General features: G+C 42.9%; 15 protein-coding genes and 2 pseudogenes. 5 read left to right on the top strand and 12 right to left on the bottom strand.

Annotated features, from left to right (window positions below; genetic code table 11):
• Position 1: 1 nt before the first annotated feature.
• From FS628_RS23135 to FS628_RS23145, 3 genes are read right to left on the bottom strand one after another with little or no spacing between them, the layout of a single operon-like run.
• Positions 2-880, bottom strand: coding sequence for a hypothetical protein (locus FS628_RS23135; RefSeq protein ID WP_260871153.1), 879 nt, complete (start codon positions 878-880; stop codon positions 2-4).
• A gap of 29 nt (positions 881-909) precedes the next feature.
• Positions 910-3,348, bottom strand: coding sequence for a heavy metal translocating P-type ATPase (locus tag FS628_RS23140; RefSeq protein WP_260871154.1), 2,439 nt, complete (start codon positions 3,346-3,348; stop codon positions 910-912).
• A gap of 29 nt (positions 3,349-3,377) precedes the next feature.
• A complete protein-coding gene (locus FS628_RS23145; protein WP_047843207.1) occupies positions 3,378-3,578 on the bottom strand; it encodes a cation transporter in 201 nt (66 codons plus the stop codon).
• A 567-nt stretch (positions 3,579-4,145) separates the two neighbouring features.
• On the opposite strand from FS628_RS23145, the pseudogene FS628_RS32760 reads away from it, so the two are divergent.
• From FS628_RS32760 to map, 3 genes and pseudogenes are all read left to right on the top strand, one after another.
• Positions 4,146-4,283 (top strand): annotated as a pseudogene (locus tag FS628_RS32760) (TetR/AcrR family transcriptional regulator); the annotation flags it as partial.
• A 99-nt stretch (positions 4,284-4,382) separates the two neighbouring features.
• Positions 4,383-4,691, top strand: coding sequence for a hypothetical protein (locus FS628_RS32765; RefSeq protein ID WP_260871175.1), 309 nt, complete (start codon positions 4,383-4,385; stop codon positions 4,689-4,691).
• A 7-nt stretch (positions 4,692-4,698) separates the two neighbouring features.
• On the top strand, positions 4,699-5,445 hold the full coding sequence (map, locus tag FS628_RS23155) for a type I methionyl aminopeptidase (protein WP_145325343.1): 747 nt from the start codon (positions 4,699-4,701) through the stop codon (positions 5,443-5,445).
• Between the two features lie 329 nt (positions 5,446-5,774).
• On the opposite strand, the gene FS628_RS23160 is transcribed toward map, so the two are convergent.
• Both FS628_RS23160 and FS628_RS23165 read right to left on the bottom strand, forming a co-directional pair.
• Complete coding sequence (locus FS628_RS23160) at positions 5,775-6,707, bottom strand: bifunctional helix-turn-helix transcriptional regulator/GNAT family N-acetyltransferase (protein ID WP_145325344.1); 933 nt, start codon at positions 6,705-6,707, stop codon at positions 5,775-5,777.
• Positions 6,708-7,072: 365 nt separating this feature from the next.
• A complete protein-coding gene (locus tag FS628_RS23165) occupies positions 7,073-9,019 on the bottom strand; it encodes a DUF4832 domain-containing protein (protein WP_145325345.1) in 1,947 nt (648 codons plus the stop codon).
• Between the two features lie 767 nt (positions 9,020-9,786).
• Here FS628_RS23165 and FS628_RS23170 point away from each other — a divergent pair.
• Positions 9,787-10,170, top strand: a complete 384-nt coding sequence (locus tag FS628_RS23170; RefSeq protein ID WP_145325346.1) for a RidA family protein — start codon at positions 9,787-9,789, stop codon at positions 10,168-10,170.
• A gap of 516 nt (positions 10,171-10,686) precedes the next feature.
• Here the strand turns inward: FS628_RS23170 and FS628_RS23175 are convergent.
• Complete coding sequence (locus tag FS628_RS23175; protein ID WP_145325347.1) at positions 10,687-11,412, bottom strand: hypothetical protein; 726 nt, start codon at positions 11,410-11,412, stop codon at positions 10,687-10,689.
• A 168-nt stretch (positions 11,413-11,580) separates the two neighbouring features.
• Between FS628_RS23175 and FS628_RS23180 the strand changes: the two are divergent.
• Positions 11,581-11,766, top strand: a pseudogene (locus FS628_RS23180) (M24 family metallopeptidase); the annotation flags it as partial.
• A gap of 179 nt (positions 11,767-11,945) precedes the next feature.
• On the opposite strand, the gene FS628_RS23185 reads toward FS628_RS23180, so the two are convergent.
• The 6 genes from FS628_RS23185 to phnE (FS628_RS23210) all read right to left on the bottom strand — a co-directional run bounded on the left by FS628_RS23185 (position 11,946) and on the right by phnE (FS628_RS23210) (position 17,782).
• On the bottom strand, positions 11,946-12,290 hold the full coding sequence (locus FS628_RS23185) for a hypothetical protein (protein ID WP_145325348.1): 345 nt from the start codon (positions 12,288-12,290) through the stop codon (positions 11,946-11,948).
• A gap of 389 nt (positions 12,291-12,679) precedes the next feature.
• Complete coding sequence (locus FS628_RS23190) at positions 12,680-13,966, bottom strand: diguanylate cyclase domain-containing protein (RefSeq protein ID WP_145325349.1); 1,287 nt, start codon at positions 13,964-13,966, stop codon at positions 12,680-12,682.
• A 326-nt stretch (positions 13,967-14,292) separates the two neighbouring features.
• Positions 14,293-14,946, bottom strand: coding sequence for a GntR family transcriptional regulator (locus tag FS628_RS23195; RefSeq protein ID WP_047844352.1), 654 nt, complete (start codon positions 14,944-14,946; stop codon positions 14,293-14,295).
• A 156-nt stretch (positions 14,947-15,102) separates the two neighbouring features.
• Positions 15,103-16,107: a tyrosine-protein phosphatase gene (locus FS628_RS23200; RefSeq protein ID WP_145325350.1), complete on the bottom strand. Its 1,005-nt coding sequence runs from the start codon at positions 16,105-16,107 to the stop codon at positions 15,103-15,105.
• Between the two features lie 47 nt (positions 16,108-16,154).
• Positions 16,155-16,994 carry a phosphonate ABC transporter, permease protein PhnE gene (phnE, locus tag FS628_RS23205; RefSeq protein ID WP_145325351.1) on the bottom strand — a complete coding sequence of 280 codons (840 nt, stop codon included), beginning with the start codon at positions 16,992-16,994 and terminating at the stop codon, positions 16,155-16,157.
• Positions 16,991-17,782, bottom strand: a complete 792-nt coding sequence (gene phnE, locus FS628_RS23210) for a phosphonate ABC transporter, permease protein PhnE (protein WP_076216831.1) — start codon at positions 17,780-17,782, stop codon at positions 16,991-16,993. Before phnE (FS628_RS23210) ends, phnE (FS628_RS23205) begins: the two co-directional genes overlap by 4 nt.
• Position 17,783: the final 1 nt, after the last annotated feature.

Raw genomic sequence — 17,783 nt, forward strand, 5'->3', positions numbered from 1 at the left:
CTCACTTTACATCTACGACGAAAGGTACTGTAAAGACTTCCCCATCATGTTGGAATTGGCCCCAGATTTTATAGATTCCGCTATGCGGGAAGGAGGTCATAAATTCCGCTTTTGGACCTGTTGCCTTTTCCTCTGTTGGATGAACATGCAGATATTGCTCTGCATCCTCAGAAAGGATAACAACATGACCTACAGCACCGAGGTATTGTTCCAGGTTATTGATCCCTTCGTTTGTTTTCGCATCCATGATATTAAAAGTCAGATTTACGTCTTCGTTGGCCTTTTTGGTACTCAATGAAAGTTCGATTTTTTTACCATCCACTTCTTTTACAAGGTTGGAATCCGCTTGAACTGGCTCTTGGGCTTTTTCTGGACCCCCAACGTTCACCCATTCACTGGGTGTAGTACTCGCTCCACCTTTTGGAACAAAGTCGGCAAGGATTTTGTATTCTCCACCAGCTGGAAATGAAGTTTCAATCGCAAACTTTCCATCGCCTTTATAATCTGGATGAATGTGATTAAAGTAAGAAAGATCTTTACTCACCACGATAAGGTGCATTAGTTTTTCGTGACCCATTTCAAATTCATTAACCGGATTTCCATCGGCGTCCGTGATTTGGATTGTCAGATGCGAATTTTCATTGGCCTTCACATCTGATGCAAAGGAGAACGAGGCTTTAAGGGTACTTGCTGTTGAATCAGCATGAGGCCCTGTATGATCATGACTCGCACCTTCAGTTTCAGAATTCATCTCAGTATGATTCATACCACCATGTCCATCTGTATGTGCACTTTCTTTAGGGGTTCCGCAAGCAGACAACACACCGAAAGCTAAAACACCGGTTAACATTAGCATGATTTTTTTACTCCTCATCATCATTATGTTCGCTCCTATTCTAGTAACCTTGATTAGTGACGTACTTTTACGCGTTGTAATCGAAGGGCGTTGAGAACGACGGATACCGAACTCAAGGCCATCGCTGCGCCTGCAACCCATGGTGCTAACAGACCGATAGCTGCAATAGGAATGCCTAAGGTGTTGTAACCAAGCGCCCAGAACAAGTTTTGCTTAATGTTGTTCATGGTCTTACGACTCATATAGATTGCATCAGGAATACTGGATAGATCGCCGCGCATGAGTGTTACATCAGCCGCTTCCATCGCCACATCTGTCCCCGTACCAATCGCCATACCAATATCTGCAGTTGCCAAAGCCGGTGCATCGTTGATACCATCGCCAACCATGGCCACTTTTTTGCCTTGAGATTGTAGTTTTTTCACTTCTTCCGCTTTTCCTTCAGGCAAGACCTCTGCACGTACATGGTCAATACCTACTTGAGCAGCGATGGCTTTCGCCGTACGTTCATTGTCTCCTGTAATCATAATGACCTGAATGCCCATTTCTTTCAGACGGCTCACTGCAGCTTTCGAAGTTTCTTTAATCGTGTCTGCTACAGCGACCATACCTGCATACTGGCCATCAATGGCAACCAACATCGCAGTTTTGCCCGCTTCTTCCAAACGTGACATCGAATGATAAGCTGCTTTTGCATCGATGTTAACCTTTTCCATCAGTCGACGTGTACCCACGAGCAGTTGTTTACCTTCAACCGTTGCTTGGATTCCGAAGCCCGGAATTGCTTCAAAGGATTGAGTTCCTGGTAGTTCGATATTTCGTTCTTGGATGCCAACAACGATGGCTTCCGCAAGTGGATGCTCAGAATTTTTCTCGGCAGCACCAACAAGTTTCAGGAATTCATTTTCATTGCCAAGAGCGACGACGTCAGTCAATTCAGGTTTACCTTTTGTAACAGTACCGGTTTTATCCAGAATGATCGCATCAATTTTATGCGTCTGCTCCAGATGTTCCCCGCCTTTGAACAACACTCCTAGCTCAGCCGAACGACCAGACCCCGCCATAATGGAAGTTGGTGTTGCAAGTCCAAGTGCACAAGGACAAGCGATAACAAGAATCGCAATTGCTTTTTCCAACGAACCTGCAAAATCGCCTGGTGTAACCCAGAAGTACCAAACCAAGAAAGCAACTATTGCAATACCTACAACGATCGGGACGAATATACCCGAGATCACATCGGCTACCCGTTGAATTGGTGCCTTTGATCCTTGAGCTTCTTCAACAACCTTAATAATTTGTGCAAGAGCAGTTTCTTTACCTACTTTGGTTGCTTTGATCCGAAGAATACCGTTTTTATTAATTGTAGCTCCAATCACAGCATCTCCGGCTTTTTTCTCTACTGGAAGGCTTTCACCCGTAAGCATGGATTCATCTACAGATGAGATCCCTTCCAGCACCTCTCCGTCTACAGGGACTTTATCTCCTGGACGAATAAGGACAACATCTCCTACAATGACTTCATCCACTGGAATGGTAAGCTCTTTGCCATCCCGAACCACTAATGCTGTCTTTGCCTGCAGACTCATCAGTGATTTAATAGCCTCTGATGTTCGACCTTTCGCAAGTGATTCAAACAGTTTACCCATAAGAACCAGGGTAATTAGGACCGCACTCGTTTCATAATACAGGGATGGACCGTGATGCATACCGTTAGCTATACTTGACCATTGAATGGTCAAATATAAGCTATAGAAGTAGGCTGCAGAGGTACCAAGTGATACCAACACATCCATGTTGGCACTCCCGTTCCGGAGAGCCTTATACGCACCCACATAGAACTGTCTACCAATATAAAATTGTACTGGGGTAGCCAGGATTAGTTGGAACCACGGATTCATAAATAAATCCGGTACATAGATCCATGAAGTGAACGAGAAATGACCTACCATAGTCCACAACAGCGGCAAGGAAAGAATCGCCGAAATCAGTAATTTCCGTTTTTGATTACTCAGTTCTTTAGCACGATGGTCACTTGCACCATTACTGGTACCGTCTTGCTTGACGATCGCCGTATAACCGAGTTTTTTCACCTTGTTTTTCATGTCTTCGATGGAAACTTCCCCAGGGGAAAATTCAACTCGGGCAGTTTCCATAGCGAAGTTTACTGAAGCGTTAGTCACGCCGGGCAGCTTGTTTAGGCCTTTTTCAATTTTGTTCGCACATGCTGCACAGGTCATGCCTTCAAGATTGAATTGCGCAACCTCTGAAACGGAACCATATCCAAGTTTTTTGATTTTTTCCTCAAGTTCTTTCATTTCAACTTTCGTGGGATCATACGTTACACTTGCTTTTTCTAAAGCGAAGTTAACATTCGCTGATGTGACCCCGTCCATTTTGCCGAGGCCTTTTTCGATTTTGTTTGCACAAGCTGCACAGGTCATACCTGTAATTTGTATACTCGACTGTTTTGTCTGAGCCGCTGTTGTTGCCACAATAACTCACTCCCCTCATCGTCCATTACTTACGCTACTTCGTAGCCTTGTTCTTCAATAACTTCTTTTATTTGCTCCAAGGAGACTTGATTTTCATCATACGTCGCTTCAACCGAATCATCACTGAGATTCACCTTGCCACTCACTCCGATTTCTTTCAGAGCACCTTCGATGGAGTTTACACAATGTTGGCAGCTCATACCTTGTACGTTCAATACAATGTTTTTCATCTTATTTCGTCCCTTCTTGTGGGTGATTTTTTGGTTTAGTTTGACCTAAACGATGGGCTAAACTCTCGAGGCCAGTTTTTCAGGTCTCATCGAGCTCTTGTTCAATACTATACCCCCCTACCCTATATTAGTCAACATCTTTCTATACCCCCATACCCTATATTTACTATCTTTCTCGTTAGCTCAATGAATTTATGGAGAGAAGAACCGATTAGTTATACGCTGATTGGTAATCGGACCATGTTCTTGTCCCCCGACATTTATCCTATTACTTCGCACTAATCTGTCCGTTAAATGAACAAAAGCAGCCGATCACGTTGGTCGGCTGCCTTCTTCATTTTATTGATCTAATGTTTCCAGTTAGCTTAACGCCTGCGTCCGGTCTACAACTTTATTATTGTGGCTTAATTCTTCTTTTCAAATCTTCATTTCATCGAACACAATAGTTCTTTTGCATTTCTCTACTCCATGCGTTACTATCTTTATATCGACAAATATGTAGGTCTATAAAAGGAGGTCCTCACGTCCATGTGCCCCCGTACTAAAGAACAAAATGAGCTCATACGTATGCAGCGCAGAGAACAGATCCTGGACGTCGCCGCGCGCTCCTACTTTCGCACGGGAGGCAGCTTTGATATTCGCGATGTCGCCCGCGAGGCAGGGCTTGGTTACGGCACAGTATACCATTATTATCCTAACCGGCATTTATTAATAGAAGATGTGTTGGGGAGCGGCTTCGAGCGATGCGAGCAAGTTATCACACAATGGGCGAACATCACCGACAGCCCCTCGGATGACAGACAGTTGTTGACGTATTGTACAGCGCTGCTCCAGCTCTGGCAATCAGACGCTCGCGCATATCTCGTCTACAAAATGGCAGCGGAGCATTATGCAGGCTTGCCTGAGAGGGATCGACATCACGCCAAGAGAAGATTTATGGAACGACTGTACGTACCACTCCAAACGATCGCCCAGTGCGAAGACGACAGCGTCGACCATATGCTTGCCGTGCTGGTCGGTTGCTGTGGGGTCTACTACTATGCGGGCAATTCCGACCTGGACGTTGATCGAATCGCCCGACTCGCTATGCAAGCTATTACGAAGGGGTCCTGATACGAACATGATCATTTTAAAAAGCAAGCATGAAATCGAATCCATCAGTAAGGCATGTCAAGTGGTGGCTGAATGCCATCGTACAATTGCCCCACTCATCAAACCGGGCATCACAACCAATGAGATTGAGCGCATATTCGAGGACATTATTTTGAAGCACGGCGCCAAGCCATATCAAAAGGGATACAAGGGCTATCCATATGCGACCTGTGCCTCCGTCAACGACGTAATCGCACATGGCTTCCCTAGCAATAAGCCACTTGAGGAAGGCGATATTGTGACGATCGACACGGTCGCGGAGCTAGACGGCTGGCTCGGCGATTCGGCCTGGAGCTATGCGGTTGGGCAAATCTCACCGACGGCCGAGAAGTTGATGCGCGTCACGAAGGAATGTCTTGACCTGGGCATCAAGCAGGCGCAGCCCGGCAATCGACTCGGGGATGTAACAAGCGTGATTCAACGGCATGCGGAATCGCACGGCTTCGGTGTCGTGCGCGACCTTCTAGCCCATGGCATCGGCCGTGACCTGCACGAGGAGCCAACGTATATGCATGTAGGCAAGCCCGGAAAAGGCCTCCGTATCAAGGAGGGTATGGTGTTCACGATTGAGCCCATGATCACCGAAGGCACCTACTTCATGACACTTGATTCTGACGGCTGGACCGCACGGACGATGGACAACAAGCTTGCCGCTCAATACGAGCACACAATCGCCATCACAGCTGAAGGTCCACAAATTCTGACCGCGCAATAGAAAAAAAGAAGTCGACCAATGAATTGGTCGACTTCACAATGGATTAATTATGCTACTCAATCGCCGTCTAACAAGTATAATTCGCTACGCTAACCTGCTCGTTAACTTAATGAATTAAAGAGGAAAAGAACCATTTAGTTATATGCCTAATCGGTAATCGGACTATGTTCTTGTCCATTCCGGCAATCGGTACAAGTTCATGTCCTTGGTTCGGGACACGAACTTGTACCGATAAAATAAAAAAGCCGCTAAATTAGCGACTTCAATGGGAAAATGTTCTTGTCCCTCGACATGTCACTAATGTCCCCTGCCCTCTGAATCCATAGGGGTTATTTTGCACTTAAATCATTTTGTAACTTTAGTTCCCAATGTTCATCCACAAGGTCTTGCCCCCACATGAATTGCTCATTTGCTTCAGTTAGCTCAAATCCGAATTTACTATATAATCTTCGAGCTGTTTTCAGTTGACTTACCGTTTCTAAAGATAATTTTTCATATTGCGTTTTTTGGCAATATTTAATTAATGTTTGTATTAATTTCGTTCCTACACCTTTTCCACGAACAGACGAATCAATAATGAACCATCTTAATAGAGCTGTTTTATCATCTTTTTTGACTAAACCTATGCATCCAGCAAATTCCCCATCTACTTCTGCAATCCATATCTTTTCGATCTTTGCTTCAAAAGTACTTCGGAGATACCCTATAAAATTTTCATCAAATCCACAGTTTTCTGTATAGAATTCTCTTTGTTTCTCAATCATTATTTCCTTATCATCGTCTGTATATTGATCTCGTATAGTAACAACCGATTCATATTCATTATGTTGTTTGGTTAATATATTTTCAATTGTCACCATTGAATCCAAAAGTTTTTGTTGATCTCTCAAACTAATATCTTCGAAAAGCTTCACTATTTGTTGATTAGCTTTATTTTCTAAACTCTGATAAACATCTTTTCCTTCTGAAGTCAAATGGAGAAAGAAAACACGACTATCATTTTCGCATTTTTCCTTATAGATAATATTTTTATTTTCAAAACTTTTTAATACTCTACTGACATATCCCTTATCTAATTTTAATTCTTCTTGTAATACTCTTGCCGTACAAGCATTTATTTTATTAATTTCATATAACATTCTAATCTCTGGTAAAGATAAAGAGTCATCATACACATGTTGATTAAAGAAAGATTGGTAGTTAAGATAAAAACGATTGAATTTTCTGATTCCGCTGACTAAAGAAAGATTAGGTTGTGGCATGATAAAAAAAACTCCTACAAATTAAATTAGTTGACAAAATCAACTTATTAAAAATTATAAGTAATTTAGTTGAAGAAATCAACTATTTTTTGGAGTTATTAAAATCTTCTAGCTTAACCTACAAAAGACCATCTTGAATCATGAATTGCAACATTTTTTCATGGTAAAAAAAATACAGGATTTCCGACGGTACTCCTTAGAATTAAAATTGGAGGCGGCCCGGCTGGTCAACGAAGTACATATGAGAAGTCGCGAAACGTTTGGATATTCAAAATGATCTCAGGTACAAGTATGGGCTACGAAAACGAAGCACGGAATGATTTTAGAACCTGCCACATCTAAACGAGGAATAATTGATTTGCTAATTATTCGAAACGAATCTCATCTATCCAGATTGTACTTTTGCCACCATGCCAGAATGTCATCGTCAGTTGTCCGGGGCTGCTGCGATCTACATCCTTCGCTGCCAAATCAATTTCAACTTCTTTGAAGCTGGTTGTTACCGTATCCCCACTGAAAGCTGCTAGTGTTTGGGTCACTCCGCCGGTCGAGAGCTGTATATGATGTTGTTCACCGCCATTTGCACCTTTGATTTTAATTATCATCTTTGAATAACTCCCGACGTTCTGCTTAATATCAGAGCCAAACCATCCGTTATTGTTATACTGAAGCTTCAAAGCCCCTGATTCAATGACACCAGCATCGTTTACAAACCCGTTTGCTCCCGCCCATTTGCCAATATCATTGCTTCCCGGCCAGCTCATTGAATCGTCAAATTCATTCAGGAGTAAACCACTCGTCCCGCTACTATAACCGCCGTCATATGGAGTTTGGGTCAAACTATACGAAAGTGTATTTTCAGACCTCAAGCTATCGAAAGGACCGATGTTCTGGTTAGCAGGCTCCATGCCAATGCCCACTTTTCCGAGCGGTGTCCTGCCGCCTGTGTAATAATTTGAATTGGCAAATCTAGCGCTCGGACTATTGCCATACGGGTCAAGAATGGAAAGCGCCAAGGTGTAAGAACCCTCCGGCATGTTGGAAGGGATATCAAATTCACCGGAAACTCGCTGAACCGAAGGCGTTTGATCATATTGACGCGTAGAGCTATCCCAATCGTCACCTGGCATCCAATTCCGAATATCCACATTGTTGAAAATGCCCTTCCAAGCAACTGTGCGATCGCTTCTCAGCAAGCTGGCTTCAACGGGCCAGCTATAATAGAACGGAGTAGAACCTTTGTTTACAACTTGAAAAGATACTTTCATTTTCTCACCCGGCTGCACGCTTTCCGAAAATGTCGCCTGATTGATGACGAATCGATATCCCAGTTCCTTCTGCATCAGTGTGGCTCCCTGAGAGACAGCCGGATTTTTGGCATCGTACAGATCAATCCACCCCAAACTGGTTGTATGCGTCTTTTTGATCCAATCGATAACATAATTCCGATGCCTTATATCGCTTAACGTATCATTCGGAGAATCGCCAGGCTGGTTATGTTTCTGTCCCCAATCATAAGCAACCTCGCCACCGTTGACTTGCGTTCTCCAGTTATCTCTAGCAATAATGCCTTCCCCACCTTCCAGATCATCAATTAAAGCAAATGAGTCCCACAGAAGTCCGAAATCATAATTCTGGAACGTATCGGGATAACGCACTTGAACTTTCTTGTTTTGAAAAGCTTGCTCAGCAGCGTCGCCTAAAGCTGTCTGGAAGCTGAGCGGAATCCGGTCGGTCCCATCGGCAAGTTGATCTGGATAAATATGATGTTCTCCCCAATTACCCCACAATCCCAGCTCCACATAAGCAACACGGGGATCGCTATCCCATGCTTGACCAAGCTTTTGAATAAATGCAGCAAGACGATCTTTCAATATATTTGTTGTCCAGCGTGTAGCCACGTCGCCACTAGGAACTCCTTGAGGCCAAAATTCTCCTTCGTTCGGATATACGATGAGAACGCGAGGAATAACTTTTTTATTCTGGCTTTCAATCCCTGCCCAGGCTGCATTGCTCCAATCCATGATTTTCTGAACAGAGTCCGATGACACATTTTCCAAGTCCGTGTATTTGATATAGTGCTTAAACACAGTTCCGTATTCATGATTCGGAAATTTGGTGTCATTCATAAACCGAGTAGGTCTAAATCCCTTAAAAGGGTTCTTGAAAGCCTCTTGCGTTTCAGTTAGATTAACGGTGATCGTACTAGCAGCTGCTGACGACGTTTTAGGAAACAGTACCGCTAATGGATCTCCTATTAATAGCCCAAGAGTTAATAACATGGTCATTGTTTTTAGTAATTTACTTTTCATCAATGGTTCCTCCAAAATCTGATATAAACTTACTTTTTGTTAGTGTTAAATCAAGTTTGTAATAAACATTAGTTTCCCAAGCGATTTATACAGTATGTAGCCATCTTTCCTGAATTGTTGTTTGCTCGACAATTAACACTATGAATGAAACACTGTTTTTTCGAACTTGATTTCACCTCGCCTACCTTTTGTCAATAATTTACTCCAAGATTCTATTCTTTCATCCTTCATTCGTCAAATTAAAATAATTCTAATTGTAATTCAAATCCTCTTTAAGAAATTCAAACTAACTCCGACCTCGAAAAAATCAAAAGACATCAATTTCTACTTTTTAAGGTGTGAAAATGGCGGATCCATATCGGTCGAATATGATTGATTAACGTGACGGCTCCGTTGAGTAGTACTGTTGGAGCGATGCCGAAGCTTCTTAATACGTCCATCAGCGTTTCGGTCTTCATACGCATTATGCAGGTCGTGTTATCGTTAACTTAGCTTGCTTCTTTGTGAAATGTGTTCATAAAAAACTGCAGCTTCAGCCACTTCATGGTCAAATAACCAACGGATTAAATTGCATTTGTGAACATCGAGTTCGTCTTGTTCTTAATAATTTTTTTAGGTTTGATGCCCTTTTTTCGCCTTCATATTAAGCATACTGATATATATATACACTATCCTTCCTGATAGTAACTATCAATAAAGTGCGTACTATATTTAAAAAAGTATTTAATTTATACTAACCTTAATTTAAAGAAAAGGAGACAAAAACAATGACTAAAATCAAAACCTACAATCACGATCTTTGGGATCATGGCATCAGTCAAGGCTATAGCGTCAACGGCACCATTTATATTTCGGGACAATTTTCCCACGATACGGAGGGCGCATTCGTTGGCGAGGGCGATATCGAGGCACAAACCCTGCAGACGCTTGCGAATCTCGATCGCGTACTGGCAGAATTTGGTGTTACAAAGTCGAACCTCGCATATGTGGAGATTTATCTGACAAACGCACAAGAGCATATCGAGTCATGCATCCACCTCTTCAAGGAATACATGGGACAACACCGGCCTGCGGGCAGCTGCATCGGTGTGACATACTTGGCGTCACCTGAGCAGCTGATTGAAATCAGTGCCGTTGCACACACAGACTAACTAGACCACTATTCTTTTATGGCTTGAAAATATATTACGGTCAGCGTAAAGAAACTGCAGCGGAGCAATTTATCGGCTGCAGTTTTATATTGAGCTATCATTAACGTAATGGAACAAGAAGTGAAGATTTCTATGTGATAGTTTTTGAATGCTTAAAAGACAATCATCTCATTAATCACTATCTGATGGTTGTTCAATGCAAATGCAACTTCACCAGCGATACTTGCAGGCTCGGTTCCAAATATGCTGCAATCTTCAAAGATAGTAATTTCGGATTTGAAATGGCTTCAAGTAACTCTGCTCCTTCTTCTAGTTTTACAGAGATCATTCCCCTAATTGTTATTTTGTTTTAAAAAGAGAAATGCGCCCGTACCTATAATGTGCGGGCGCATTTCTGACGATAGGATTTATCATTTCAGGAGATTACTTAGAGTCTCTTCCTTTTGTATTACATCTGAACTCATTATATTAACCTTACTGTTAGCTTAATGAATTAACGAGAAAAAGAACCGGACTTTATATGCCGTAATTTGTTTTCAATCGGTCATTGATAACAAAGGTACCTGAGTATGTCGAATAGATAATTTCATTTCCTGCAACGTTATCCTGGTTATAAATACCCGCAAGCGTCCAATTGGCAGGCATGTCGTAAGTGTCCCAAGTGCCTGTGGTTTCGTGGAAAATTTTAATACCGCCAACGACTCCCATATTCAATGCGATTTCGGCACCGGGTACACCGTCCAAATCGGAAATGCCCCCTGATATGAGAATCCAATTGCCGCCTATGTCATAATCTTTCATGGTTCCTGTTTTATCATGCAGGAACCTAAGATTTCCGTTAACGTTAAACACTAACTCTGCTCCGGCAACGCCGTCTGTATCTGCAATGCCTCCTTTTAAGAGCCACCAATTGCTGTCCATAGGGTAGCTGCTCGTTGTCTGTGACGCATCGTGTACAATTTTTACGGTACCGCTTACATTAAAGATAAGATCAATCCCTGGAGATCCATCCGTATCCGCTGCCCCCATTATAAACCAGTTGCTTGCAAGGGGGTATGTACGGGAGCTGCCGTCGGATTCTTTAATTGTGATATTGGAGCCGCTATTGTAGACGGTTTCAATAGCTCCGTCGCCATCCGTATCCCAACCACCCATTACAATATCGGCTGCGTAACTCGTGGGCAAATACGCGAAGAACAGTATTGTGGCCATTACAAATAGACCCAGTAGCCTTTTTTTCATTTGATAATCCCTCCAATAGTAAATTTGTACCTACGAAGATAATACTTCTATTTATAAGATAGAAACCCCTTCTTTTAATGTAATTTTTGACAAAATTTTACCACTGACGTTGCGTTAATTTTATCTGGATGTTCATAATCTTCTGTCTTTACATCGTCTCGCACCGATCAAGGAGCCACAAGGGAGGAGGGTATGGTGTTCACGATTGAGCCCATGATCACCGAAGGCACCTACTTCATAACACTTAATTCTGACGACTGGACCTCACGGACGATGGACAACAAGCTCGCCGCTCAATACGAGCATACGATCGCCATCACAGCTGAAGGTCCACAAATTCTGACGGCGCAATAGAAAAAAAGAAGTCGATCAACGAAATGGTCGACTTCACAATGGATTAATTATGCTACTCAATCGCCGTCTAACAAGTATTATTCGCTACGCTAACCTGCCCGTTAGATGAACAAAAGCAGCCGATCAAGTTGGTCGGCTGCCCTCTTGACATTCATTTTTAGCTCTTGTATTCCGCTTGATTAATTACCATTATTATCAGTTCTTACAGGAATTCCGTATTTTTTTGGGTGATTAAAATAGTCCTCATAAGTCAAGGAACTGACTACTTCAAATTCTCTCGTCTCCGGATTATATTCAAAAACTACAAGTTGTTCCCAACCACTCCCATGTCCTGTATCAATAACTCCAATTCTATTTGGGGCAATTTGGACAACTCTCCCACCTTGGTTAATAACATCCAAGTTAGGTGTGGCAAGTTGAATATATTCTTTATTGTTCAGTTTAAAAGCTATTACGATTAAGCATCCTAAAATTCCAATTAATATAGCTTTCGAGAAAATATCTTTTTTTATGTTATACTCCACCTTTCCTATATTTTCAGATTACGATATTACAAATTCCCCCTAATTTAAGACGCTCACCAGGTCCTATTGGTTACACTAATCTGCCCATTAGCTTCAAGTGAAGTATCCGATCACGTCAGCTACTTTCTTTGGTATTGTTGAACTAACGTTCCCGTTGGTTAAATCCGTCCATCAGAGCGTTTTCTTATTTGCCAGAAATAAAACAACTGCTTGTGGTTTTACAAGCTTTCCGCCGTGTCTTTGAATCACTTCTCTAATTTCTCTAAATAACTCACTACGAATATCTTCTGGAATTAATCTATGCTTAGAATTTGTAGAATACAACAAACAGCGCCTTCACTTTTGATTGAATCAGCGCTGTTGTAGCAGGTATATCATTTTTTTCAGTTTCAGCGCATTGATAAGTCACGGAATGAGTAGAAGCGATATGTATTTTTGCCTTCCGCTTTGGCAAGATAAAGTGCTGCATCTGCTTTCTGAAGCAGTTCTTTTACTGAATCGTCTTCTTCATAAAAGGCAATACCGATGCTTGAAGTTGTATAGAGCTCCTTCCCGCCGAGTATCCAAGGGAGCTGCAATGTTTCTAAGATGTTTTCCGCCAAAAGGCTGAGTTCTGAGGAGGATTTGACATGAGGAAGTACAAAGACGAATTCGTCACCACCCATTCTGGCCAGGACATCGTGTTCTTGAAGACAAGCTCCTGCTCGCTTTACAAATTGCCGTAGCAATTCATCCCCCGCATCATGACCTAATGTATCATTGATCTGTTTAAAATTGTCTAGATCCGCAAACATGACGGCTAGCTGGCCAACGCTTGTCGTTGCTGCACTTAAAGCATCGCTGAGCATTTTATTAAGATATCTCCGGTTAGGGGCACCGGTAAGTGCATCATGATAACTTAATTGTTCCAGTTGAACTTGGTACTTTTTCCGCTCTGTAATTTCTCTTCCCACGAGCATCATGTTTTTAAAATCACCATCCTCGTCGAACAATGGTGTTCCTTTCATCTCCAGCCATACAGGATAGCCCTGTTCATGCTGCCGCTTTATTTCATAGGTAAAAGGCTTTCTCAAAAGCAACATACTCATAAATACTGTACGAAACTTATCGTCCACATCTCCATTTGGTTGGTAGAATACCCATTTACCTATATATTCTTTTGGATCGAAGCCAAGCACCATTTTATGAGAAGGAGAGGCATACTCCACAATGCCATCCAGGTTGATCAACTGGATCAGATCGAGGGAGTTATCGGCTAAGAGTCGATAGCGCTCTTCGCTTTCTTTCAAAGCCTTAAGCAGCTGCCTGTACTCAGTAATGTTTTTAGCAACTCCAAAGATACCATTTACCTTACCTTCAAAAAACAAAGGAACTTGCTTAATTTGCAAATAAACAATTTCTCCATTTTTATGATGGGCTTCGGCAACATATTGACAGGATGCACCCTTTAAGACTTCCGAAAAATATTGGCTGATCAAATCAAGCTGATGTTGACAAAAGAGATCTTTGTAGGAGGAACCCATGATTTCTTTCTTTTGAAATCCTAAACACTCTGTAACCCCTTCATTTACTTCTACGATCGTTCCTTCGTTCGAAACGATAAAAGTGGCATCTGGATTGTGATTTATGATTGATCTAAATGCCTCAATGGACTGCTCGCTCAAAAACTCTTTCATACTTCCCGATCAATCCTCCGCTAAAATGGCTAAATTTGTAGAATAACTATACAATATTTTAGCAAATTTTGTTTTCATTTAGTATTACTAAAATTATCCAATTGCACGTCTTCTGCTGCTGATCACTTCAATTCCTCCAATGAAAAAAAGCCGATCCATTAAGGAAAGACTTTGGCTGTTATATGTACAATAATGGGTAATCGTGTGACGCTTTTAAAAAGATTGGCGTCCATACCGTCCGCCCTTACAAAATAAGCTGCCCGTTAAGGCAGCCGCTTTTTAGTTCAGCAGAATTGACGTTAGCAATCCACCCACTAACTTCAAAATTAAAATTGCCCTGTAACAAGCATGCGTTCTCTGGTTATAGGAATGAGAGATAACACAACCTCTTGAGCTGCCTTATAATCATTACTGGATAATGCGTGCAGCGTGTCCCGATTAATTCCGATTGCACTGTAGTGCTTGATATGCGGAGTTCGCTTGAAGCGGACGATGGAGTACATGTAAAGTTTATCTCGAAAGGAGTCAAATGTGTTCAGCATTACGCCATTGTTCAAGGATTCAACGATCTCGCGCATGAAAAGAAAATGATGTTCGGTGTATAAGGCATAGTCATTCCGTTTCTCGGCGGTCCGCTGTACCTCAACATGAGCTGCAAGTGATTCAAGATTTAAGTAGATCTCTCGGTTCGGGTTTTTCATCATTTCGAAAGAGTAAAAAAGCATGGATTGAATCTGTTCAATCAGATCAAGAAATTCCTTACCGCCTACATCCTTGACCAATACGCCACGATTTTTGAGAGAAGTCACATAACCTTCTGATTCAAGGCGAGCAATGGCATGACGGATTGGTGTACGGCTCATTTGATACTCCTCCGCCAATTCGTTCTCTGAAAGCAGAGTTTCGGGCATTAATTCACCGCAAACCATTCGCTCACGAAGCATCATGTATGCTGTATCGACAAGCGATATTTTGTTCATATCATAATCCCTTTCTCTCATTGATGAGGACTTCATTTGAATTTTAATGCGATCTACACATTTCATCCTATATTACCAGTCTTAGGAGAAGTTACGCAACCAGACTGAGACAAGAAGGAGCCCGACACTGTATCCCAGTTTCTGGACTCCATTTTTTTAAACCAGATATTTGTTTTGAAGAGCTGTCCTTTGCTCGGTACTAATGCCTAGTCCCTCTTTAAGATACTGATCAAAAGAACCGTAGTTCTCGTCGATTGCTTCAAGTGCCGCTTGGATAAAGGCCGCTTTCATCATTTCCGGAATCACTCCCTTAAATTCAGGCATTTGATCCATGTATTTTTGATAATCCTTGTTGCTTCCGGAGAGGAAGCGCTGCATGAGTCCGTCCACCGCGAGATTCGTCAGTTCATAGTCTTCAATAACTACATCTCGCGGCACACCCAAGGTGAGAAGGATCACTGCACATACGACTCCGGTCCGGTCTTTGCCGGCTGCACAGTGGAACAAGGAGGTATCCCGCTCTTCTTTTAATAGTTCATTTAGGATAAGTGCACATTTGTCCGTATTTAAGATCATCGCTTTGTAGCCTGCATGCAGATCATGTCCGATCTTCTGCATTTCCTCAGGACTTGCTTCCGCCATAAAGGGAATATTCGTGTTGATCGCATGGCCAATGGCTGGGCTTGGACGGCTAGCTACTTCAAAATCACTGCGCAGATCACAAATCCAGTCAATACCGAGCGCAGTGGCCGTATGCAGGTCCTGCTCACTAAGCTCATGCAGATCAGCAGACCGCAGCAGCATTCCCCATCGAGTCGTACGACCATCTTCTGTGAGATAACCGCCCATATCACGGAAATTAATTACTCCATCGGTGTAAATCATGCGATCGTTAATGGTTGATATCGACCCATTCGTGAACTTCACATGATAATAGTTTCGGCCTGGAGACACCGTTCTCGTAAATACTGCTCCTGCCGGGTCAATTTGTATATCAAGCAGTGTGCTGTTGGATTCACTCAATTCCGGTAGAACAGAATGGTAAACTGCCTCCGCCTCCATGTTCTCTTCCATATTCCAGGCTAACGTAATCCCGTTATTATCGCTATACCTAGCCTGTACCTGAGGGCCTTGTTTCAAAAGTGAATTAGATGTTGACATTGATATTCCTCCTCAAAGTGATATTCATCGTTATGAATATGAATGAATTAGTTTTGACGTGTTTTTAGTTTCATTTTGTATCGGTTTGCCACAAATTCCACGCTGAATACCATGACGAAAACGACCAATCCGACAAACAAAGCAGCCGCAAAGTTATAGGATTTCATGGCATGAGTCATCTCATATCCAATACCTCCCGCGCCAACCGCACCGAGTATAGTGGATTCGGCAATACCGCCTTCCAGCTGCAGCACGCACCAGGCAATAAAGGCTGTCTTCACGGTAGGCAAAATACCTTGCATGACAATCTGCAGCCAGCTGGCACCCGTAGACTGCATCGCTTCGAGTACCCCCTTGTCGATTTCCTCCAGTGACTGGGCAAATACTTTGACAAGCATGCCTGCCGCAGAGACGGCAATCGCAAGCACGCCGGGAAGCGGTCCAAGACCAACGGATACGATAAAAATCAGGGCCCACACGATCGTAGGAATCGCACGAAGCAAGGAAGCCGCGCTTCGAATGATCCAGGCAACGAACGGATGAGGTGTCAAATTGCTAGCAGCCAAAAAGGAGAGAAAGAACGCCACGACAATCCCCAGCACTGATCCAAGAATGGCAACTTGCAATGATTCTACAGCAGCGAGCAGGACATGGCGCCAGGCCGAGAAATCAGGTGGAAACATGGTTCCCATGTAACCGCCGAGTTTCGTAAAGCCTTGGGCCATCTTAGAATAGTCGAACTGCAGCTGAACGAGACTGAATACAAAAAGCACAGCAATAAGCGGCAGACCGATCACGAACAGCTTGTTTCTTTTCGGCTTGGGTGGCTCTGGTATGGAAGTATACAGCGTAAAAGATGGCTTCGCTTCGTTCATTCGCATACTCATATGATTCGCTCCCTTACGCGATTGGTGATCATTTCCACAACAAGAACGATAACAAGCACAAGCAGCACGGCCATGCTGGCTTCCTGATACTGAAACAACTTCAATTTGGATTGCAAAATAAATCCGAGACCACCGCCTCCAACCATACCTACAATTGTAGAAGCGCGTACGTTGATTTCGAAGTTGTACAAGCTCCAACCGATAAACCCGGGTAAGAATTGTGGAAACACGGCTTGGGACAACACTTGTAAATAACTCCCGCCAGCAGCTCGAACCGCTTCTACCTGTCCCATGTCAATTTCTTCAAGTACCTCGGCAAAGGAACGAGTCAACATACCAATGGAGATCAGGATCAGCGACATCGTACCGACTACAGCCCCCAGTCCAAACGCTGCAACAAGCAGAATCGTCCAGATAATTACCGGAATGTTACGAAACAGCGATGTAGCCGCACGAACAAATACCTGAAGGTAAGGGTGAGGGCTTGTCGTGGCCGCGGCTAAAAAGGATAACATCCCTGCTACAACAGACCCGATGACCATCGCCACCACACTCATATAAAGGGTCTGCATGGCAGGTTCAATGAGCTGGGAAAGTGAAGATAAATCAGGTGGAAGAAAATCAAAAAAGATAAATCGGAAGCTCTCTCCTACCCCTGCGAACAAAGCTCCAAATGAAAACTCTGCGCCGATGGAGGACCAGATGATGAGAGCCAACAGCACGATAAAAAACAATATCGTCTGTGTACGTTTCATTTTTCGGGCAGATTGTAACTGAGCCGCATTCATG

It is taken from the genome of Paenibacillus xylanexedens (assembly GCF_007676705.1).
GTDB classification, from domain to species: Bacteria; Bacillota; Bacilli; order Paenibacillales; family Paenibacillaceae; genus Paenibacillus; species Paenibacillus xylanexedens_C.

Coding starts and splice junctions, on each gene's coding strand:
- FS628_RS23135 (WP_260871153.1), bottom strand. CDS start 880: ATGATGATGAGGAGTAAAAAAATCATGCTAATGTTAACCGGTGTTTTA.
- FS628_RS23145 (WP_047843207.1), bottom strand. CDS start 3,578: ATGAAAAACATTGTATTGAACGTACAAGGTATGAGCTGCCAACATTGT.
- map (WP_145325343.1), top strand. CDS start 4,699: ATGATCATTTTAAAAAGCAAGCATGAAATCGAATCCATCAGTAAGGCA.
- FS628_RS23160 (WP_145325344.1), bottom strand. CDS start 6,707: ATGCCACAACCTAATCTTTCTTTAGTCAGCGGAATCAGAAAATTCAAT.
- FS628_RS23165 (WP_145325345.1), bottom strand. CDS start 9,019: ATGAAAAGTAAATTACTAAAAACAATGACCATGTTATTAACTCTTGGG.
- FS628_RS23170 (WP_145325346.1), top strand. CDS start 9,787: ATGACTAAAATCAAAACCTACAATCACGATCTTTGGGATCATGGCATC.
- FS628_RS23175 (WP_145325347.1), bottom strand. CDS start 11,412: ATGAAAAAAAGGCTACTGGGTCTATTTGTAATGGCCACAATACTGTTC.
- FS628_RS23190 (WP_145325349.1), bottom strand. CDS start 13,966: ATGAAAGAGTTTTTGAGCGAGCAGTCCATTGAGGCATTTAGATCAATC.
- FS628_RS23195 (WP_047844352.1), bottom strand. CDS start 14,946: ATGAACAAAATATCGCTTGTCGATACAGCATACATGATGCTTCGTGAG.
- FS628_RS23200 (WP_145325350.1), bottom strand. CDS start 16,107: ATGTCAACATCTAATTCACTTTTGAAACAAGGCCCTCAGGTACAGGCT.
- phnE (WP_145325351.1), bottom strand. CDS start 16,994: ATGAGTATGCGAATGAACGAAGCGAAGCCATCTTTTACGCTGTATACT.
- phnE (WP_076216831.1), bottom strand. CDS start 17,782: ATGAATGCGGCTCAGTTACAATCTGCCCGAAAAATGAAACGTACACAG.